This is a genomic window from Alteromonas sp. G4i35, from assembly GCF_054960375.1.
In genome coordinates this window covers 1-20,815 of record NZ_JBHNZD010000001.1, presented here as the reverse complement: position 1 = coordinate 20,815, position 20,815 = coordinate 1, and the positions used below count along the sequence as shown (strand labels likewise).

Genomic DNA, 20,815 nt, shown 5'->3' with positions numbered 1-20,815 from the left:
TCACATAGGAATTTTGTTATATATTTGTGTACTCATCGGGGGCTGTGCAGGAAGAAGTGCACCCGCTCCCGTGGTTTTATTAAATAGCCAAGTTTCAGATGGAAGCGAAGAATACACAAAAAAAACCTATAAAGTTCAACGGGGAGACACCCTCTATGCGGTGGCATGGTACACGGGAAATGACTATCGCGACTTAGCAAAATACAACCAATTATCAGCTCCTTACACCATTTTCCCTGGTCAAGTTTTAAACGTCACACCACCTTCGAATGTGGCTACAGCCCCCGTTATACCTAAGTCCAAGACCAATCAGTCAACAACTCCGACCACATCAAATGTAGACAAAAGTTTGGTTGACCGCCCACAACCACAGGCGTATCGTGAAAGTGAAAAAGTTGTTAAGCCACAAAATGTTACAACTGTCAAGAAGCCGTCACAAAGCGTCAAAAAACAAACACCGACGAGTTTTCCAGACAAAGTACAAGAGTGGGTGTGGCCTGCAGAAGGTAAGGTAGTGGGAACCTTCAGTAAGTCAGAGTCAGGCAACAAAGGTATTGATATCGCTGGTGCTAAAGGCAGTAAAGTCGTAGCGGCAGCAGATGGAAAAGTTGTTTACTCAGGTAGCGCACTAAGAGGTTACGGTAATCTGGTTATCATTAAGCATACAGATACCTTTCTAAGTGCCTATGCCTACAACGACACTATTTTAGTCAAAGAACGAGAATGGGTGTCGGCAGGGCAGCAAATTGCAACCATGGGTGACAGCGGAACAAATTCGGTAAAACTTCACTTTGAAGTTAGGTATAGAGGGAAATCATTAGACCCTATGAAATACCTGCCAGCATTAAAATAATAAAAATAAATAACAATAAAAAAAGACAAAGGAGAAACGTCATAAGGTAAACCTTGTAGCAGGAGATTCATGATGGGTAAGTCAAATAAAGCCTTAGAATCAAAACCGCAAGATGACTTAGAAGTCATCGATATGCCAGCTGATATGAAAGCTGACGAAACCTTAGTTAACGACGCTGAACTAGAAAATGACGACGCCATTTTCAGTCAGGATGACCAACCTAAAAACCTGGATGCCACACAGCTTTATCTAGGAGAGATTGGTTTTTCACCACTGCTAACCGCAGAAGAAGAAGTTTATTTTGCGCGCCGCTCACTGAAAGGCTGCGAAGCCTCTCGTAAACGTATGATTGTAAGCAACCTTCGCCTTGTTGTTAAGATTGCTCGCCGTTATAACAACCGTGGGTTGGCACTTCTAGATTTAATCGAAGAAGGCAATTTAGGACTAATTCGTGCCGTAGAGAAGTTTGATCCTGAACGCGGATTCCGCTTTTCAACATACGCCACATGGTGGATACGCCAAACCATCGAACGCGCTATCATGAACCAAACGCGCACTATTCGTTTGCCTATTCATGTAGTGAAAGAACTAAACGTTTATTTACGTGCTTCTCGTGAACTTTCACAAAAGCTTGATCATGAGCCAACTGCAGAAGAAATTGCACTAGCGCTTGATAAGCCTGTGGAAGATGTCACTAAGATGTTGCGTTTAAACGAGCGCATTACCTCTGTCGATACACCTATTGGTGGAGAAAATGATAAAGCACTCCTCGACATTATTGCTGACGAGAAAGAGTTTAGCCCTGAGGAGAGCTTACAAGACTCAGATATCAAAAGTAATATTGTAACCTGGCTTGAAGAACTAAACCCTAAGCAACGCGAAGTACTTGCTCGTCGTTTCGGTCTTATGGGATATGAACCTTCAACACTTGAGGATGTGGGTGCTGAAATTGGCTTAACACGTGAACGTGTTCGTCAAATTCAAGTAGAAGCACTTCGCCGTCTTCGCGATATGTTGGGTCATCAGGGTCTTTCATTAGAGAACCTGTTCGACCAAATGAAGTAGCATCTACGCGCAACGCAAAAATAAAAGTGCCAGTGTTGTGAAGCTCTCAATTTTTGAGTTTCACAACACTGGCATTTTTTTATATTAAATTGGACCTAGTTCCAATCTCTCCGTTAGTTTCGAACGAGGGTAACGAATATGTAAGGGTGAGGATTTTTCTCATCGGCGTCATGTTCATCACGTGATACTTCCGTCCAACTTGCTGCCGCCTCATAGTCTGGGAACTGTGTATCTCCGTCAACAGTCAAATCAATATGTGTGAGATACAAAGTGTCAGCGCTATCTAAGAACGTTTGGTAAATAGTACCGCCACCGATAATCATTATTTCATCGTTGTCGCTGTTCTCTGCGCTTAGCGCTTTGGCTACCTCAATCGCTGACTCTGGTGAATCTACTACCGTCGCGTCAGATAAGCTGTAGTCAGCATTACTCGTTATAACAATGTTTGGCCTGCCAGGTAATGCCCTTCCGATTGACTCATAGGTTTTGCGGCCCATTATGACGGCTTTGCCTAAGGTGATCGCTTTAAAGTGTTTTAAATCAGCCGGTAAGTGCCACGGCATATCATTATCTGCGCCTATAATTCTGTTTTTCGCCATAGCAGCAATCATCGCTATCTTCATTTCATTACCTATAAAGCCGTTTTTATTGTTGAACCGCGGCAGTATATCAATATCAGCGACCAAATGTGTATTGGCTCAAAGGGTATAGCTTTAACACCCAACAAATAGAAACAGTTATCATTTGCATTATTATTTTAACTGTTCTAGTGTGTATACAGGAGGTCGCGACAATGCAAATAAACTATCTATGCCCTAAACACGCAGATTGGGTTTACAACAACCCAGAACAGGCCCTACACGTAATGGCGCGCGATGAAATGCAAGGCACAATGCTTATGCAAAGCGGGCAGTTCAGTGAAGCAATTCCATACCTTGGCTGTGCGTTTGATATCGCCGTTATTCTGCTTGAGGTAGACGGCGGTGAGAACAGCGCAATGACAGCTAAGATTATGGGCTTAACAAGCTTGCTTGAAGAGACATACTTTCACCTGAAACTGCCTCACCACCGAAACGCCATTGTCGACAGAGCTCATACTGTCATCAGCGCCTCGAACAACATCGTGAACAGCAATGTACCACTGCGCTTCGCCGTGTAGTTGCACCGATACTTATGCGCCTAACTACTTCACCTTACTTTTACTAACGCTTTAGGAGAATTCATGAAAGTTAACCTTAAACGCTCAGCTCTAATGCTATACGCCGCTGTATTTAGTTCAGGCGCATTCGCTCATGCAGGACACGATCATGAACACTGGACTAGCGGTGTTATGCATGCTCTGTTTTACGCGTCGCTTGTAGGCTGTGCAGCTGCGTGTGGCTTTGCGGCTTACAAATACTTCAACGCTAAAAAGCGCTCAGCAAAGTAAGGGGGTACAAATTATGATTCATCAATTACTCTCAAAACTTCATGCCGTTAGCCCCTTCCCTGCGGTTAGCGCACATTGCGACATTCCTTGCAAAATTTACGATCCGTTTTCGGCGCAGTTGGCTGCGTTGAGTGTTATTCGCTTCGTAGACCTACTTAACGAACTGGCCAAAAAAGAGACACTTACGTTCGCAGATCAAGCGCAAATGAGCCGCCTAGTAGCAGAAAAGGAAACCCATGCAGAGAAAGTAAAGCAAGAAGTCAGGGTAATATGGGGCGATTACTTTAAAGCCCCTCAGTTTGAGAAGTTTCCAGACACTAACGAGCTTGTACATAAAATCATGCTGGCCGGTTCTGGGTGTAAGCAACACGTCAGCAGAGAAAAAGCTGAAGAGCTGCTTTCGTTAGTGAATGAATTTGCCGAGCGTTTCTGGGCAACCAAGGATGTCGCAACCAAAAAAGCGACGTGCCCCTATCCACCTTCTGAAGAAGTGGTTTATCCCGACCTCTAAATGTTTAAAATTATGCGGGTTACGGGGAGCAGCATGTTGCCTTCTCTAAACGACGGTGATTTTGTCTGTGCAATGAGATGGCCTTTTAGGTGGCTGCGTAGCGGGCAAATCGTGGTTGTTAAAAGCAGCACTTACGGCGTAATTATCAAAAGGGTAGACCATGTTAACACCGACGGAACGTTTACCTTAACGGGCGATAACAAGGCCCACTCTGTAAGCCAAGAGGCCATGGGTAAGTTTACTCGCGCTCAATTGCTGGGAAAGGTTATCTATCATACCAGTGAGTAAGCCAGCACGATGAGGGTGCATTAGCCTAACCGCGTTACTTACAAAAAAGCTCGCACGTTGTCTTTGCAACGATGCGAGCTTTTTGTTGTTCTAATTTGCTTTAGAGCACTGGTTATCAGTAATTGTTTCGCAATTGACTGTCACTCAGCGATTGTCTATCAGTGATTGTTTCTCAACGACGATACTCAACTTCCACGTCGTAATCGTCTTCGTCCCAGTCGTCGTCATCTAGGTCATCTTCAAACTCATCATGAGCTTCAAGTGTATTCTTGTGGTAAGTGTCCCACTTGAATTCTACTTCTTTCTTCTCTTCTTCCTCTTCCAGTTCAGCTGGAAGAGTTTCAATGAAGTCCATAATGTCGTTACACAAAGGATCTAGGTTCATCTTTTGGAACGCAGAGATTTGATAAACTGGGCCTTCCCAACCCAACGCATCGATCACGTGCTGACAGCGTTCTTCAGCTTCTTCTTCAAGTAGTAAATCGACTTTATTAAATACTAACCAACGGGGCTTTTCTGCCAATTTAGGGCTGTATTTTTCAAGCTCTTCAATGATCGCTTTTGCGTGCTCGGCAGGATCCGTTTCATCAACAGGGAAAATATCTACCACGTGAAGCAAGATACGACAGCGCTCTAAGTGTTTTAAGAAGCGTATACCTAGGCCAGCACCATCGGCAGCACCTTCTATCAAACCAGGAATATCCGCAACAACGAAGCTTCGCTGTGAATCTTGACGAACCACCCCTAAGTTAGGCACAAGGGTTGTAAACGGATAATCAGCCACTTTAGGCTTAGCTGCTGATACAGAGCGGATAAAGGTTGATTTACCTGCGTTAGGCATACCAAGTAAGCCAACATCGGCTAGAAGCATAAGCTCTAGCTTAAGGTTACGAATTTCACCTGGTGTACCATTGGTCTTTTGACGTGGGGCACGGTTCGTACTGCTTTTAAAGCGGGCATTACCTAAACCGTGAAAACCACCTTGTGCCACTTTAAGCTTTTGACCATGACGGGTTAAGTCGCCTAACACTTCGCCAGTATCGCTATCAGTAGCACGCGTGCCCACAGGTACCATTACGGTGAGGTCTTTACCTTTCTTACCGATACAGTTGCCGCCTTGACCATTTTGGCCACGCTCAGCACGGTGAAAGCGCTCAAAGCGATAATCGATCAATGTATTTAGGTTTTCATCGGCCTGTAAGAATACACTGCCGCCGTCACCACCGTCGCCACCGTCTGGGCCACCTTTAGGTACGTATTTTTCCCTTCTAAAGCCAATTGTACCGTTGCCGCCGTCACCGGCTTCAACGCGAATTTCAGCTTCATCTACAAATTTCATTTATCACTCCGGGCTGTAATGCCGTGGGTTATTAACTTATTTAATGCGAATACTAAGTTTACACCAAATTGCGCATCGGCGCTTTTGAGTCTACTCAGCATTCTAAAAAATTGAGAAGTAAAACCTTGCTCAGCGCTAATTCATTTTCAGAATATAATCGCTATTAATATAAGAACAGAAAAAGAAAGAAAGGTTTCACAAAACAAAAAACCCCGCAAGCGCGGGGTTTTTCTAAGCCTGTTCGGCGAGAAGCTTACGCGCTTACTCAGCTACGATGCTTACAAATTTACGGTTCTTCGGTCCTTTAACGTCGAACTGAACTTTACCGTCTTTTAGTGCAAACAACGTGTGGTCTTTACCGATACCCATGTTGTCACCAGCGTGGAAACGAGTACCACGTTGACGAACAATGATGTTACCAGCAAGAACAGATTCACCACCAAAGCGCTTAACACCTAGGCGTTTACTTTCTGAATCACGACCGTTTTTGGTACTACCACCAGCTTTTTTGTGTGCCATGTGTTCGTGCTCCTATTATGCGTTGATACCAGTGATTTTCACTTCTGTGAACCACTGACGGTGACCCGCTTGCTTACGAGAGTGCTTACGACGACGGAACTTAACGATTTTTACTTTATCGCCACGACCGTGTGTAACAACCTCAGCAGTCACCTTACCACCAGCAACGATTGGTGTGCCGATTTTTACGTCGTCACCGTTGCTTACCATTAAAACTTTGTCAAATTCAACCGTTTCGCCTGGGGCTACTTCGATTTTTTCAAGACGAACGGTTTGGCCTTCGGCCACACGGTGTTGTTTACCGCCACTTTGGAAAACCGCGTACATAGTTAACTCCGCTCTGCGTCCACTGACGCTTCAATTCAAAAAACAGGGCGCGAATTGTACGTGAAACATCCGTAAATCACAACCCCGATTCGCAGAAAAATAGATTATTTTTCCAACATGGGGCGAATTATGCCCCAATTGCGTATTTGATGCAGCTTCAAATGCCCAAAAACCGTTAAAAATTCACAAATTTTTTTGAAAAAACAGTAAAAATTTTTAGGTCGTATTAAATCAAAATGGAAATATTGATAGGTCAAATTACATAGAAATGCGATCCAAACAGCGCAAGATCACGTGAGCGAGATCGGCAAACGATCCTCAAATATGCATTGCGATCAGACTGCGATCGAGCTGTTGGATCCCACGAATAGGATCGTTTTTACGATTACTACTTCCCCACTTTGTATCTGTGGCTTGGGGCAATGCTACTCCCCTAAATCACAAAAAAAGTTGCTCTTAAACACTTCGTTTTCTTCATACAAACGTCAAAAAATAGCGACTTAACAGGAAAAATTATCGAGAGCACCTATAATTGCATGTGATCGCATGATTAAGGGGGCGTACGTGCGGCAAACCGCTAAACACAGAACAGAATTTATATGAAGAACGCAGCCCCACCTTTTTCACATCTGGTTTAACCGTATTTGAGGAATTACACGTAAATGCGTTAAGCCGTCATTTTTTAAGACAATTTGGTGGATAGTACAGATGATTAAGGTACAATCGCCACCAATAATTGCCCAAGACGTAAGAGTAAGTATTTATTGCCATGCCTATGGATATAGATCAAATCCGCGCCCTGTCTAATGATGATATGCAGGCGGTCAACCAGCTGATTCAACAACAAGTCGACTCTGATGTTGCCCTAATTAATCAGCTTGGTTTTTACATTGTAAACAGTGGCGGCAAACGATTACGCCCACTTCTTACCGTGTTAAGTGCGCGGGCTATGGGAATAGACAACAACGATCACCATACCCTTGCGGCGATTGTTGAATTTATTCATACCGCTACCCTATTGCACGACGATGTGGTTGACGAATCGACCATGCGCAGAGGGCGGGAAACGGCCAATGCCATTTTTGGCAATCAGGCATCAGTATTAGTGGGTGACTTTCTTTACACCCGTTCTTTCCAAATGATGGTGAGCCTTAAACGCATGCGCGTTATGGAGATACTGTCTGAAGCCACAAACCAAATTGCTGAAGGTGAAGTGTTACAGCTGATGAACTGTAACGATCCCAGCACTACAGAAGCACGTTACTTTGATGTTATTTACGGTAAAACGGCGCGTTTGTTTGAAGCTGCTACGCAGTTAGCGGCTGTGCTGACCGACCAAAATGAGCACATTGAACACGCTATGCAAGAATACGGTAAGCACCTAGGCACAGCCTTTCAGCTAGCTGACGATATACTTGACTACATGGCTGACAGCGAAGAAATGGGCAAGAATGCGGGCGACGACTTAGCTGAAGGTAAGCCTACTCTGCCATTACTTTACGCTATGTGGCACGCAAGAAATGACGACGACAAAGCGCTTATTCAAGAAGCTATTGAACAAAGCAATGGCCTACCACACTTGACGCGGATTCAAGGCATTATGGAAGAAACCGGTGCTTTGGACTACACACGTGAATGTGCGCAAAAAGAAGTACAAATGGCCATTAACAGCTTAAACGCTATTGAAGATTCTGAATATAAAGAGGCGTTAATCGCGCTGGCACATATCTCAATTGAGCGTACAAGCTAACTAGCAATAGATAACTAATTGTCGATAAGTGATATGAAAAGGCGTGTTGTAAGCAACACGCTTTTTTTATTGGCAATTACCAATTACGAAAACTAGCTAATTATTAAAAAGCTAGCCTTCGAGCATGAAGCCTATCATCCCCACTAAAAAACCAAGAATACCGCCAAGCGGAGGAAGCCAATGGTTTTCCAAACGAATTTGCGGTGCAATATCCTGAAACACCGAATAAAGTATTCCACCTGCGGCAAACAGCATTATACCGCTCATTACAACGGGGAACTGCGCTAGATAATAAAAGCCTAACAAGCTAAACAAGGGGCCAAGTAGCGCCATTAATACAAAGATAATAATGAGTTTGGTACTGCGCTGTTTGTTCTTTGGCAACATTTCCCTATATGCATTAAACCCTTCTGGTAAGTTTTGAACAGCAATCAGTAGGCCTAATAACATGGTACCTCCGCCTAACGCTGCCGTAGTACCAAGTGCGATAGACTCAGGCACAAAATCACTGAGCATGGCAGCTAACTGGCTGCCTGCGGTTTTCTTTTTCGCTAGATAAATATCAAGGGCCATGAAAGCTAAGGCACCGCCAACGAAGCACATTATGGCAGCAAATACCGATACGTCTTTTATGCCTTCAGGTACGAGCACAAGTCCCACCGCCGAAATTAGCGCTCCTGCTCCTAACGCTAAAATGCCATGGCGTAACTCTTTTTCTAGCCACTTAGGCTGAATGCCTTGATAAGTCGCTAAAATAGCGCCTGCGGGCATAGCAAGACCCGCCACCGTTGCCATTATTAATAAACCTACAATATCGCCTTGTGGCATAACGACTCCTTTCTAATCATTACTTGTATATCTTCCTATTGATTACTACACACAGCACCATTGGTTTACAAATAATACCAGTCCGCATAGATAATTACCGACTCAACGAGAGTTAAAATGTTCGTAATCGCGGCGTGTTACCGCAGGTATAGTGGTTCTACATCAAGGTGACGCAACAAAGAGAACGTACATTTTAAAAGCGCGTAACGAAAAAGAGCAGCTTAAGGCTGCTCTTTGCATTTATAACGATGGGTTGTGTTGGCTATACACAAAAAGTCGATTAATTTAAATCTAAATCTCGGGTCATGTTCTCGTTCTTATCGCGATGCACAATAATGTTGTCTTCAATGCGAATGCCTCCAAACGGTTTGTATGCATCAATGGTATCCCAGTTGATGTACTTAGACGCAGGCGTCGCTTTAAGGTCGCGCAGTAGACTATCGATGAAGTACAGGCCCGGCTCAATAGTGAACACTTGACGCGCTTCTACCATACGCGTGCAGCGTAAGAACGGGTGATCATCAGGAGCAGGCTTAGGCGTGCCTCTGTCATCATTAACCAATCCGCCCACATCGTGTACCTGCAGCCCCAAGAAATGGCCAATGCCATGTGGGAAGAACGTGCGTGTAATGCCCATTTCCACAATCTCAGGTGGCGTTAAATTCACCATGCCGGTATCGTGAAGAATTTGCGCAATACCATCGTGGGCTAACAAGTGAATGTCTGTGTAGGCTACACCCGGCTTTAACGAATCGACTAAGGTCAGCGTTACCTTATCTACCGCTTGAATGAGGTCGCGGAACATCGCTGAATTATGAACACCTTCTTGAGCGTAAGTACGCGTAATATCTGCCGCATAGCCATGATAATTTGCACCCGCATCAATCAGAAACGAACGTGATTCTTTTGGCGCTACGGTATCACACTGCATGTAATGCAGAATTGAAGCATGCTCGTTAAGTGCCACAATACTGGTATATGGTACGTCGTTGTCACCTTGTCGGCTTGCTGCGGCATAGGCAAGATTGATATCAAATTCGCTTTTGCCTTCACGGAAGGCTTGCTCAGCTGCCTTATGGCCTGCCACCGCCAGCTTGTTAGCTTCACGCATGCAGTCAAGTTCATAGTCGGTTTTATAAGCACGTTGATAGTGCAAATAGTGCAACACGCGGTCTGGATTTACATTGTCAAAACCCAACGCTTTTGCCACTTCAATATATTCGCCTACATAGGCAAAACGGCTTTTATCGTAAGGCAGAAATTTCTCTACCGCATCGGCCTGTTGAAGTAGTTTAATGTCGAAGCTGTCAGTCCAAAAGTCATTTGGCTCTGGTGGCACTTTGTGCCAGAAATCTTCAGGGCGATAGAAAATAAGCGTAGGCTTGTCTACACCGTTTACCACCAGCCAACAGTTAGGGTTATCAATAACAGGCACCCATGCTTTGAACTGCGGGTTTACCTTAAATGGGTAGTGATTATCGTCCAAGAAAAGACGTTTGCCCTGCCCTGAGTGAATAACTAGTCCGTCTAGCCCTTCTCGCTGCAGTGCTTCGCGAGTTCTAGCTTGAAGCTCTTCGATATGCTGTTGGTAGGTTGCTTTATGTTGCGACATAGCCCCTCTTATCTTTTTAATCGTTAGTTAGCTACTAGTGTATCACGAGGCCAGCATGACATGCATACTGGCTCAGACCGCTGTGCTGTTGTATACGTTAAGTTTCTTATACTGGTAAACCCGTACCTGTAAAACAATAACGTAATGAAAGGCGTACCCGTATACGCCTAACCTTTGATAGCTATCGCGGTGCTAATTGCAGTGTACCTGTTACCGGATGTGTACTTACTGCATCTGCCGATGGGATCATATCGCGGGTAAGTTGAGGGAAGATATTCTCGTTTCCACCTAACTGCTGGTCGTAAATATGCTGATACGCCATCACCGCCTTCACGTAAGCACGGGTTTCTTTGTAGGGAATATTCTCAATCCAAATATCCACGGGCAGCGCTTCATTAGCAGGTAACCATTCCAACACTTTGCGCCAACCAGCGTTATAAGATGCGGACACCAGCACAGGGTTATTGTTTAACTTGTCCATTAAATAACGCAGGTACTGCACGCCGTATTCAACGTTATCGTCTACTTGAAAAAGTGTGTTACGACTTACTTTCTCTTTTGCTACATAACGCGCGGTTCCCGGCATAAGCTGCATGAGCCCTGCCGCTCCCACCGAAGAGATAGCATCGCTTCTAAACGAACTTTCGCGGCGTGCAATAGCCATAGCCAGCGACTTTGAAATGCTGTATGCCTGCGACTTTTCGCTGAATACATCGTTAAAGGCCAGTGGGAATCGGCGCTCGACATCATCCCAATAGCCACTTCGCGCAAAACTGGTAATAGCTTGATCGTACAAGCCCCACTCATACGCCAAAATGCCCGCATCGGTCACTTTCGATTCGGGTAAATGCGACAGTAAATAGAACCACTCACGGCGCGCTTCTGTGGTTCTGTCTAACCTGAAAAATTCAACAGAGCGCATAGTAGCAGGAGTTTTCGCCACACTGGCAATAGCTGCCGTGTCTCTTGGCGCTGGCGTGTGTGCGAGCGACGGAATTTCGCCTATGTGCGCACTTGCCATAAAGCCATAATAATGGCGTTCTTGAGAAAGCTCTTTATAAAGCACCGTAGCCTGCATAGTTTGACCAAGCGCTTCTAAAGCACGGGCTTTCCAATAGCGATAGTTTTCTTCTTGCTGCAAACTGGCAGGAGCGCTATCAATAACATTAACCACTTCCTGCCACTTTTTCGTGCGAAGCAAATGGGAAATATGCCAAAGCTTTACATCTTCACTGGCACCCTGCACATCAGCAAGTTCAAGCCAATGATGCGCTTGAGGAAGGCGGTCTAGCGTGTAGCTAAGCGCTATTGCTCTTCGCATAACGTGCTGCTGCGCTGTCGAGAACACGTTTTTGTCGTTGTAGCGGTTAAATACCGTGCCGGCTAAGTCAGGGTTTCGCCAAGCAAGTTTCTCGACCGCCCATACGATTACCTCAGCTTCATGCGATGCATTTTTTAGTGGAAAGAGCGCCGTTCTATTTACTCGGCTGGTGTCTCGGGTTACCGATAGCCACGCGTCAGCCAGGTATTGCTTATCACCGGGAAGTTGGCGCTTAAGATAAGAGATAATGCTTCGGTTATCTTCTTTCGCGGCAATCTCTATGCGCTTGATCACCATTTCGGGTGTCATCATGCCCGCTTTTTTCCACTTAGCAAAAAGCGGATCGCATTCATCCGGTTGCGACTGACCGTGAAGCCATAAAGCGTCGACTTCGGACAAAATAGCTTGTTCGCTTTCACCTTCTTTTAAACGGTAATTAAGCGCAATACAGGTTAGCCTTGCGCCCATACCTGGGCGATAATTGTCTAAAAAAGTGCTGCGATAATCGTTCTTAGCAAGGTAATTAAGCCATTTATAACGCACACCGTAGCTTACCGGCTGACCATTGAAATCTTCTAGAAACTGCTTAACCTCGCGCTTTGTTCTTATTGACATCGTGCGCTCTAGCTTGAGTCTAAGCAGATAAGGATAAAGTGGATAATGCGCCAGTTCATAAATGTCGTTATCGAGGCGCTGAACGCTTCGCTTCGAATACGTTAACAGCTTTTTTTCAACTTCCAGATAACGAGCGCGATCCTTTTCGAAAATATCTTCGGGTAGTGTTAAAGGCTGTGTAGCCCATGCGCCGATAGAGAAAAATGAAGAGAGTGAGCAAACAAATGCCCCCACGACGGTGGCGAACAATTTATTGTTTTTTGTCAGCGAGCGCTGACCTAACCACGAACTAAAATAAAAACCAGACACAATAGAACTCCTACCCTGCTCTACACTCGAACGCTTATGAGCGCTGGCAAATTTGCCGAATCGAGCTGATTGTAAAATGTTGCTGAAAAAGCAGCATTGCGACTGATCCACTACGTTCGTTTGATAAACGAAGGGAAGATTTCAGCCTGGCTCCTTGCCAAAGAAGATGTTGTGCCAGCTGTCGTTAGCTATGCTTTACACACATAGTTGACATGATTGTAGATTATTCTTTTGCTGGATTGGCGCTTTGCGTCAATAACGCTCATTATACAACCACCAATGGCGAAATGAAGCTTGAATTCGATATTTACACTTGAATTTAAGTCATCCGACCACTACCTTAGACAAATTGAAACGCTTGTTTGATTTTTTGTTGAAATTTTGTGTGGCTTTGTAAAGAATCTAGCCACCCTAACGCGTTAGTGAATGCATACGACCCTACAAATTAGTTGGATTACTTCACTAACATCCTGGCCAATGCCGAAGGAGATGATAATGATATACACAGGCAAAAGTCTTTCCGTCAGCCTGTTAGAAGACGGCTTTGCTGAGCTGGTATTCGACGCCCAAGGTTCAGTAAACAAGTTCGACCGCCAAACGGTGAGTGAACTTGACGAAGCAACTCAAGCCCTACTTGCTAAAGGCGATGTTAAAGGCTTAGTGGTACGCAGTGCAAAACCTGCATTTATCGTGGGTGCTGATATCACCGAGTTCACTGGTTTATTCGCCATGGACGATGCAGAAGTACTACAGTGGGTTGCCAATACATCACAAGTATTCGACCGCTTCGAAGACCTACCTTTCCCTACCATCGCTGCAGTTAACGGCTTCGCTCTAGGTGGCGGCTGTGAGATGGCATTGGCGTGTGACATGCGTATTGCAGACACTACTGCTTCAATTGGTTTACCAGAAGTTAAACTAGGCCTAATGCCTGGTTTTGGTGGTACGGTTCGTCTACCTCGCCTTATTGGTTCAGACAACGCCCTTGAGTGGATGACCACTGGCCGCGACAGAAAAGGCGCGAAAGCCCTTGCTGAAGGCGCAGTTGATGCCGTTGTTGCACCAGAAGCACTTGTTGAAGGTGCGCTTTCAATGGTGAAAGACGCCGCTGACGGTAAATTTGACTGGCAAGCTCGTCGTGCGGTTAAGAAAGCCCCACTACAGCTAAACAAAAACGAAGCCATGATGAGCTTTAGTACTGCTCAAGCTATGGTATTTGCGCAAGCTGGCAAACACTACCCAGCACCGCACAAAATGGTTGAGACTGTTCAAAAAGCAGCGGGCCTAGACCGTGAAGGTGCACTTAAGCTTGAAAATGAAGGCTTTGTAGCGTTAGCGAAAACAGACGCTGCGAAAGCGCAAATTGGTATTTTCCTAGCCGACCAGCTAGTTAAAAGCAAAGGTAAAAAGCAAGCGAAAGCAGCGACTAAGCAATCTAAGCTTAACGCTGTGCTAGGCGCAGGCATCATGGGCGGCGGTATCGCATACCAGAGCGCTGTGAAAGGCACGCCAGTTATCATGAAAGACATTAACCAAGGTGCACTAGACCTTGGCCTTTCAGAAGCAGCGAAGATCCTTGGTAAAGGCATGCAGCGCGGTAAAGTAGACGCGGCCAAAATGGCGCAAACACTTAACGCTATCACGCCTACCCTTGAGTACAGCACGCTTAAAGATGCAGACCTTGTTATTGAAGCGGTTGTAGAAAACCCGAAAGTAAAAGGTATTGTGCTTAAAGAAGTAGAGGACAACGTAGCGGACGACGCTATCATCTGTTCAAACACTTCTACTATCTCTATCAATCAGCTCGCTGAAAGCCTAGACAAGCCAGAGCGCTTCTGTGGTATGCACTTCTTTAACCCAGTGCACCGCATGCCGCTTGTTGAAATTATTCGTGGCGAAAAAACCTCTGAAGAAACCATCAATGCGGTAGTAGCCGCTACCCTTAAAATGGGCAAAACCCCAATTGTGGTTAACGACTGCCCAGGGTTCTTGGTAAACCGCGTATTGTTCCCATACTTTGCGGGCTTCAGTAAGCTACTTATCGACGGCGCAGACTTTGTTGCTGTTGATAAAGTAATGGAAAAAATCTTCGGCTGGCCTATGGGCCCTGCTTACCTAATGGACGTTGTAGGTATCGACACGGGCGATCACGCAGCAGACGTAATGGCAGCGGGTATTCCAGAGCGTATGGCTCGCCTAGACAACGACCCTGTAACACTGTTCTACAAAGAAGAGCGTTTAGGTCAGAAGAACGGTAAAGGTTTTTACAACTACGGTGTTGATAAGCGCGGCAAGCCGTCTAAAACACCGGCTGAAGAAGCATATGCACTAATGGCGCCACACGTAGCTGAGAAGACAGACTTTGAAGCAGACGACATTATTGCACGCCTTATGATCCCTATGGCAAACGAAGCAATTCGCTGCCTAGAAGAAGGCATTGTAGATAGCGCAGCTGAAGCAGATATGGCGCTACTTTACGGCTTAGGTTTCCCTCCATTCCGCGGTGGTATTTTCCGTTGGATTGAAACCATTGGCTTGGCGAACTTTGTTGCTATGGCAGACAAGTACGCTGAACTTGGTCCTATTTATCAGATCTCAGACGGCGTTCGTGAAATGGCCGCTTCTGGTAAATCCTATTTCGCATAAGACCCGGAGGAAAAACTAATGAAAGAAGTGGTCGTAATCGATTGCGTACGTACCCCTATGGGTCGTTCAAAAAACGGTGTTTTCAGAAATGTGCGTGCAGAAGACCTATCTGCAGCACTAATGACCGCGCTACTAGAGCGTAACCCTGGCGTAAACCCAGCGGAAATTGAAGACATCATTTGGGGCTGTGTTCAGCAAACTAAAGAACAAGGCTTCAACGTTGCACGTAACGCGCAACTACTCACAAAAATTCCACGCACAACAGGCGCGGTAACGGTTAACCGTTTATGTGGTTCATCAATGCAAGCCCTTCACGATGCAACAAGCGGCATCATGAGCGGCCGTGGTGACATTTACATGATTGGTGGTGTTGAGCACATGGGTCACGTACCGATGAACTACAACATCGACTTCCACCCTGGTCTTGCTAAGTACACGGCGAAAGCGTCGGGTATGATGGGTATGACAGCCGAGCTACTTGGCCGTCAAAACGGTATTACTCGTGAGCAACAAGACGCATTCGGTGCGCGTTCGCACCAGCTAGCGCACAAAGCACACCTTGAAGGCCGCTGGGCTAACGAGATTGTGCCTGTTGAAGGTCACGATGCAAACGGCGTGTTAAAGTTAATTGACTACGATGAAGTAGTACGCCCAGAAAGCACGGCTGAAAGCATGGCGGCACTTCGCCCAGTGTTCGACCCAGTAAACGGTACTGTTACTGCGGGTACATCTTCGGCGCTGTCTGACGGTGCATCAGGTATGCTACTTATGTCGGCAGACCGTGCAAAAGAGCTTGGCCTAACGCCACGTGCGAAAATTCGTGCAATGGCTGTGGCTGGTTGTGATGCGGCAATTATGGGTTACGGCCCAGTGCCAGCTACACAAAAAGCGCTTAAGCGCGCTGGCCTTACTATGGACGATATTGAACTTGCTGAGTTTAACGAAGCGTTCGCGGCACAGGCGCTATCGTGCATTAAGCAACTAGGTTGGATGGACCACCTAGATACTAAGATTAACCTTAACGGTGGTGCTATTGCACTTGGTCACCCACTAGGTTGTTCTGGTTCACGTATCTCGGGTACGCTTATCAACCTAATGGAATCACAAGACGTAAGCCTAGGCTTAGCGACTATGTGTATTGGTTTAGGCCAAGGTATTGCTACCGTATTTGAGCGTGTATAAGCGTTTAAATAAGAGATTTTAAAGCTAAGTTTTGAAAAGGGCCTTCGGGCCCTTATTTGTTGGTTTTAATACCTTTCAGATTACTTCAAAACACGAGATAAAGGACTTATCACCCCCTGCGCACCTTGCTGAAGCACGTGAGTATAAATTTGCGTGGTCTTTACGTCTGAATGACCTAACTGTGTTTGCACCGTTCTAATATCAGCGCCCGATTGCAGCAAATGCGTTGCAAAAGAGTGGCGCAGCGTATGAGGCGTAACTTTCTTTTTAATGTCACAAGTTTTTGCCGTGTTCCGTATTGCTTTTTGTATACTCGATTCATCAATATGATGTCGTCGCACTCTTTTGCTTTCAGGATCGACAGATAATCGAGAAGAAGGAAATAAATAATGCCAGCCTAACTCTCTGGGCGCGTTTTTGTATTTCAAACGTAATCGGTGAGGTAGATAAACGCCTGCGTATTTTGGATTTTCTAAATCAGCCGCCAAGAAGTTTTCTACCATAGCGATTTGCCGTGTAAGACCGGGCTTTAGTTCCGCGGCCAAAGTGACAATGCGATGCTTACCGCCTTTCCCATCCCAAATGCGAATAGCGTTGTAGTCAAAATCAATGTCTTTAACTCGTAGCCTAACCGCTTCCATTAACCGCAAACCACTTCCGTACAATAGAGATATTGGTAACTTTAGGTTGGCAGGAATTTGCTCAAAAAGAGAAACGACCTCTTCCTGCGTTAATACAACTGGAAGCTTGGCTTGCCTACGACTTGAAACAAAGTTGAGTTCGCATGAAAGTGGCCTTTCCAATATATCGCGATACAAGAACGCTAGCGCATTTAGCGCGCTAGCTTGAGTGGCCGGAGCCACATTTTTAGCGTTAACTAAGTGAGACAGAAACACTTCAACTTCTTTATCTCCCATTTCAGATGGGTGCCTATTATTATTAAATCGAATAAAGCTAATGATCCATTTGCTATAGAGTTCTATCGAACGCTTCGCATAGCGACGGTTGTGCATATGCTCAATCACCATTTGCATGAACATTGATTTCATTTTTTTGATTTTAATTACTGTAAATAAAAACAGAATTGCGGTTTTTGACTCGTCCGTAAAATAAAAAGGAAAGATTCCGTACTTAAGTACAGTATTTTCAGATACTAAGTGTAGGTTATTGATGAAAGTGTATTTCCGTGCGAAAGTGATAAAACTATAAATGTGATATACGGAAACTATCCACCTTGCATAAAGGATTTTTTCCTTACACTAAATTGTTAGGCGTTAAGTTGCACCGCGTTGCGCAATACGCTACACTCTTCCTATGATTAAGTCATTTAAACATAAGGGTCTGAAGCTCTTTTTCGAAAAAGGTAAAACTTCAGGCATACAGACTAAGCATGCGAAAAAACTTCGTATGCAGTTAGCTGCTATCCATACCGCACAAGATATCGATGACATAAATCTACCAGGCTTTTCTCTACATCAACTTAAGGGAGAAAGGTCAAACATTTGGTCGATATCAGTCAATGGCAAGTGGAGAGTAACTTTCGAGTTCACGGATGGTAATGCTTACATCTTAAATTACGAGGATTATCACTAATGAATATGCATAACCCACCACATCCCGGTGAATTTATTGAGTCCATCTATATGGAACCACACGGCATAAGTTGCAGGACTCTTGCGACCCATCTTGGGGTTGCCGCTTCAACACTTAATCGTGTCGTGAAGGGAAAAAGTGCAGTAACGCCAGAAATGGCATTAAGACTGTCAAAGGTATTAGGGCGCAGCCCTGAGAGTTGGCTTAGTATGCAAGACAACTATGAACTTTGGCAGGCAAAGCAAAATATCAATTTAGATAACGTGCAGCCAATAGATCTGCATGCCGCCTAACAATCAAATTAAGCCGCTCGCGGGCTCGCTGGGACACAAACATGGCGGCTGTGTCACTTCGTTCCGATTATAGCCGCCATGTTTGCGCCCCTTATTTGGGTGTTATACCGCTAAAAGGATTTTATGAACCCGAGTGTTAAAAGCAAAATTCCACTAGTGTTTCTGACCATCATTTCGATTTGGTGGTGGTATTATTACGCGACTTCAAATGCCCTAAACGAATATGGAAATGCCAAATATGAATGGCTATTTATGCTAGACGCACTATTAGCACTTCCAATTTTGTGCTTTCTTTGCGAATCAGATAAACAACAAGCACTTTTAAAAGCGGCAATTTTGTGTAGCACTTCCGTGTTCATAGGAAGCCTTGTAATTCCCGAACAAAACAAAGTCATTTTCCATTTCCTTGAAAGTGGTCGTTATTTTGTCATAGCCATCATTCTTGTGTTAGAGCTCGTAGCAATAGTTACGGTATGTTTAGCCGTTCGCGCTGCGCTTGCGAACAAAGAAGATCCAGATTTAGCAGTAGCAAATCCTATCGAGAAAATTTTCGGCTTTTCGCTGTTCAGCTCAATTCTAGCAATTGAAGGACGCGTCTGGAGCTTTGCACTTTTTGCTTCCCAAATAGAAAGTAACGCATATCGTGGCGAACAACATTTTTTCTACGATAGAAAGGATGACGCTCAGAGTAACTTATTTGGCTTTATACTCCTCATCATTATCGAAATGCCACTTGTCCACTTACTCCTTCACTTTTTATGGTCAAGCGTCGCCGCAAATATCACAACAGGACTTACACTCTTCGGGCTTATATTTTTCTTGGCAGAATACAAAGCTGTTGGTAAGCGTCCCATTTCAATTCATGGGAAAAACTTAATCATCCGTTACGGACTTTATGCACCATTAACCATACCGTTAAAGGACATATCTGAAATAAGCCCAAATAATTCGTTTGTGAAGCGTTCGCGTGACGTCAAACGGTTTAACTACTCTGGTGTTCCGAATGTTGTTATCAAACTCTGTTCACCTATTAAGGGAAAAACGAAAATTTATTTGGGTGTTAACTCGCCAGAAGCTTTTATCATCACCGTTAATCATGCAAAAATCGAGGTATAACAAACACATTAAGGCGCTTCGCTGGGACAGTAACACGTGGGCTCTGTCGCTTCGCTCGGATTTTAGCCCACGTGTTACTGCCCCTTATGTGGGTGTTATGCACTACAAGGAAAAGTAAATAGTGAACCTCAAAAAAGCCCTCGGGTATTCATTCGGTGCTTTAGTTCTCATTTGTGGAATATATCTATATGACTCTCCCCGAATTCAAGAAACAGTTAAAGGCAGGATCATATCGACTAACTCAAACGGAATAGAAATAGAGAATTCAGCAGGTGTTTCAAGGTTTTTACCAATACCAAACAGATTTGAAGAAGGCGAAATTGTGGAAATTCTGATTTATGAAACACCGTTAACTAAGCAAGTTTCATATAGCTGGTTTGAAGTTTCGCTAGCGGTATGATGTATTGGTGCGTGCATAACAAACCACTCAAGGCTCTCGCTTCGCTCGCTGGGACAGTAACACGTAGGCTCTGTCGCTCCGCTCCTAATTTTAGCCTACGTGTTACTGCCCCTTAGTGGGGTGTTAGCCACTTGGTGAACTTTTATACTTCTCCAGTTTCTGTTTGGTGTTATTATTGAATAAAGGCTCAATGGAGGCGAAACATGTCAGACGCATTAAAAATTTTGCTCGAAAATATCGGGCAACTTAGTCCAAAAGAAAAGGCTCTTGCTGCCCACTGCCTTTTAACTTCTTTGAACTCTACCTCGGAAGATGACGTAGACGCTGATTGGCTTAAACTTGCTGAATCTCGAAGTTCAGAGCTTGAAACAGGCAGTGTTAGTGGGCTTAGTTGGGATGAACTGAAAAGCAATGTTCTGAGTTAATGCATTCACTTATTTTTCATCCAGATGTCCAAATTGAGGTGAAGTACTCCTTTGAGTGGTACCAAGAACAGTATAAGGGCTTGGGTCACGAATTTATTCATGAGCTAGAAGAGTCATTCGAGTCAATTCGAACTATGCCTTCTTCATGGCCAAAGATGGGGCAGTATCACCGTCGCTTCATTTTAAGCCGCTTCCCTTTTTCTGTTATCTATAAAATTGTTTCGCCAGATACAATTCATGTTGTGGCAGTAATGCATAATCACAGAAAACCAGGGTATTGGCAGGAACGCGGCTAACAAACACATTAAGTCGCTCGCAGGCTCGCTGGGACAGTAACACGTGGGCTCTGTCGCTTCGCTCGGATTTTAGCCCACGCATTACTGCCCCTTATGTG

Annotated in this window: 23 protein-coding genes; 15 read left to right on the top strand and 8 right to left on the bottom strand. The window is 44.8% G+C overall.

From position 1 onward, the window contains the following. Positions 1-13: 13 nt before the first annotated feature. Both ACFI6L_RS00115 and rpoS read left to right on the top strand, forming a co-directional pair. Positions 14-853: a peptidoglycan DD-metalloendopeptidase family protein gene (locus ACFI6L_RS00115; RefSeq protein ID WP_370134124.1), complete on the top strand. Its 840-nt coding sequence runs from the start codon at positions 14-16 to the stop codon at positions 851-853. Between the two features lie 72 nt (positions 854-925). Continuing rightward, a complete protein-coding gene (gene rpoS / locus ACFI6L_RS00110) occupies positions 926-1,918 on the top strand; it encodes an RNA polymerase sigma factor RpoS (RefSeq protein WP_014978235.1) in 993 nt (330 codons plus the stop codon). Between the two features lie 113 nt (positions 1,919-2,031). Here the strand turns inward: rpoS and folA are convergent, their stop codons facing one another. Continuing rightward, on the bottom strand, positions 2,032-2,529 hold the full coding sequence (folA, locus tag ACFI6L_RS00105) for a type 3 dihydrofolate reductase (RefSeq protein WP_462573245.1): 498 nt from the start codon (positions 2,527-2,529) through the stop codon (positions 2,032-2,034). Between the two features lie 182 nt (positions 2,530-2,711). On the opposite strand from folA, the gene ACFI6L_RS00100 reads away from it, so the two are divergent. From ACFI6L_RS00100 to ACFI6L_RS00085, 4 genes are all read left to right on the top strand, one after another. Beyond that, positions 2,712-3,077 (top strand): hypothetical protein, encoded by a 366-nt coding sequence (locus ACFI6L_RS00100; RefSeq protein ID WP_039224426.1) that lies wholly within the window; start codon positions 2,712-2,714, stop codon positions 3,075-3,077. 63 nt (positions 3,078-3,140) lie between these two features. Next, positions 3,141-3,347 (top strand): hypothetical protein, encoded by a 207-nt coding sequence (locus ACFI6L_RS00095; RefSeq protein ID WP_014978232.1) that lies wholly within the window; start codon positions 3,141-3,143, stop codon positions 3,345-3,347. A 13-nt stretch (positions 3,348-3,360) separates the two neighbouring features. Next, a complete protein-coding gene (sodN, locus tag ACFI6L_RS00090; protein ID WP_069943695.1) occupies positions 3,361-3,858 on the top strand; it encodes a superoxide dismutase, Ni in 498 nt (165 codons plus the stop codon). Then, complete coding sequence (locus ACFI6L_RS00085; RefSeq protein WP_156077851.1) at positions 3,859-4,146, top strand: S24/S26 family peptidase; 288 nt, start codon at positions 3,859-3,861, stop codon at positions 4,144-4,146. It begins immediately after the preceding gene. Between the two features lie 172 nt (positions 4,147-4,318). Here ACFI6L_RS00085 and cgtA read toward each other — a convergent pair whose 3' ends face one another. The 3 genes from cgtA to rplU all read right to left on the bottom strand — a co-directional run bounded on the left by cgtA (position 4,319) and on the right by rplU (position 6,331). Further along, entirely contained in the window at positions 4,319-5,485 is a 1,167-nt protein-coding gene (cgtA, locus tag ACFI6L_RS00080; RefSeq protein WP_014948151.1) for an Obg family GTPase CgtA, read from the bottom strand. Positions 5,486-5,746: 261 nt separating this feature from the next. Next, entirely contained in the window at positions 5,747-6,004 is a 258-nt protein-coding gene (gene rpmA / locus ACFI6L_RS00075) for a 50S ribosomal protein L27 (RefSeq protein WP_012517170.1), read from the bottom strand. 15 nt (positions 6,005-6,019) lie between these two features. Further along, positions 6,020-6,331, bottom strand: coding sequence for a 50S ribosomal protein L21 (gene rplU, locus ACFI6L_RS00070; protein WP_012517169.1), 312 nt, complete (start codon positions 6,329-6,331; stop codon positions 6,020-6,022). Positions 6,332-7,106: 775 nt separating this feature from the next. Between rplU and ispB the strand changes: the two genes are divergently transcribed. Next, positions 7,107-8,081 carry an octaprenyl diphosphate synthase gene (ispB, locus tag ACFI6L_RS00065; RefSeq protein WP_014948150.1) on the top strand — a complete coding sequence of 325 codons (975 nt, stop codon included), beginning with the start codon at positions 7,107-7,109 and terminating at the stop codon, positions 8,079-8,081. 111 nt (positions 8,082-8,192) lie between these two features. On the opposite strand, the gene ACFI6L_RS00060 is transcribed toward ispB, so the two are convergent. From ACFI6L_RS00060 to ACFI6L_RS00050, 3 genes are all read right to left on the bottom strand, one after another. Beyond that, on the bottom strand, positions 8,193-8,909 hold the full coding sequence (locus tag ACFI6L_RS00060) for a ZIP family metal transporter (protein ID WP_462573181.1): 717 nt from the start codon (positions 8,907-8,909) through the stop codon (positions 8,193-8,195). Between the two features lie 280 nt (positions 8,910-9,189). Beyond that, positions 9,190-10,521, bottom strand: a complete 1,332-nt coding sequence (gene pepQ / locus ACFI6L_RS00055; protein WP_014948148.1) for a Xaa-Pro dipeptidase — start codon at positions 10,519-10,521, stop codon at positions 9,190-9,192. A 181-nt stretch (positions 10,522-10,702) separates the two neighbouring features. After that, a complete protein-coding gene (locus ACFI6L_RS00050; protein WP_462573180.1) occupies positions 10,703-12,766 on the bottom strand; it encodes a transglycosylase SLT domain-containing protein in 2,064 nt (687 codons plus the stop codon). Positions 12,767-13,261: 495 nt separating this feature from the next. Between ACFI6L_RS00050 and fadB the strand changes: the two genes are divergently transcribed. Together fadB and fadA are read left to right on the top strand one after the other, a co-directional pair. After that, a complete protein-coding gene (gene fadB, locus ACFI6L_RS00045; RefSeq protein ID WP_014975560.1) occupies positions 13,262-15,412 on the top strand; it encodes a fatty acid oxidation complex subunit alpha FadB in 2,151 nt (716 codons plus the stop codon). A gap of 18 nt (positions 15,413-15,430) precedes the next feature. Beyond that, positions 15,431-16,594, top strand: coding sequence for an acetyl-CoA C-acyltransferase FadA (gene fadA / locus ACFI6L_RS00040; RefSeq protein ID WP_069943690.1), 1,164 nt, complete (start codon positions 15,431-15,433; stop codon positions 16,592-16,594). Positions 16,595-16,674: 80 nt separating this feature from the next. Here the strand turns inward: fadA and ACFI6L_RS00035 are convergent, their stop codons facing one another. Further along, a complete protein-coding gene (locus ACFI6L_RS00035; RefSeq protein ID WP_338852949.1) occupies positions 16,675-17,643 on the bottom strand; it encodes an integron integrase in 969 nt (322 codons plus the stop codon). 265 nt (positions 17,644-17,908) lie between these two features. Between ACFI6L_RS00035 and ACFI6L_RS00030 the strand changes: the two genes are divergently transcribed. The 6 genes from ACFI6L_RS00030 to ACFI6L_RS00005 all read left to right on the top strand — a co-directional run bounded on the left by ACFI6L_RS00030 (position 17,909) and on the right by ACFI6L_RS00005 (position 20,717). Then, on the top strand, positions 17,909-18,187 hold the full coding sequence (locus ACFI6L_RS00030) for a type II toxin-antitoxin system RelE/ParE family toxin (protein ID WP_462573179.1): 279 nt from the start codon (positions 17,909-17,911) through the stop codon (positions 18,185-18,187). Then, on the top strand, positions 18,187-18,480 hold the full coding sequence (locus tag ACFI6L_RS00025; RefSeq protein WP_032095616.1) for a HigA family addiction module antitoxin: 294 nt from the start codon (positions 18,187-18,189) through the stop codon (positions 18,478-18,480). The genes ACFI6L_RS00030 and ACFI6L_RS00025 overlap by 1 nt, the downstream gene beginning before the upstream one ends. Positions 18,481-18,603: 123 nt before the next feature. Beyond that, entirely contained in the window at positions 18,604-19,596 is a 993-nt protein-coding gene (locus ACFI6L_RS00020; protein ID WP_202942779.1) for a hypothetical protein, read from the top strand. 121 nt (positions 19,597-19,717) lie between these two features. Continuing rightward, positions 19,718-19,996 carry a S1 domain-containing protein gene (locus ACFI6L_RS00015; RefSeq protein ID WP_462573178.1) on the top strand — a complete coding sequence of 93 codons (279 nt, stop codon included), beginning with the start codon at positions 19,718-19,720 and terminating at the stop codon, positions 19,994-19,996. 203 nt (positions 19,997-20,199) lie between these two features. Beyond that, positions 20,200-20,421 carry an addiction module protein gene (locus ACFI6L_RS00010; RefSeq protein WP_462573177.1) on the top strand — a complete coding sequence of 74 codons (222 nt, stop codon included), beginning with the start codon at positions 20,200-20,202 and terminating at the stop codon, positions 20,419-20,421. Next, positions 20,421-20,717, top strand: coding sequence for a type II toxin-antitoxin system RelE/ParE family toxin (locus ACFI6L_RS00005; RefSeq protein WP_462573176.1), 297 nt, complete (start codon positions 20,421-20,423; stop codon positions 20,715-20,717). Before ACFI6L_RS00010 ends, ACFI6L_RS00005 begins: the two co-directional genes overlap by 1 nt. Positions 20,718-20,815 lie beyond the last annotated feature (98 nt).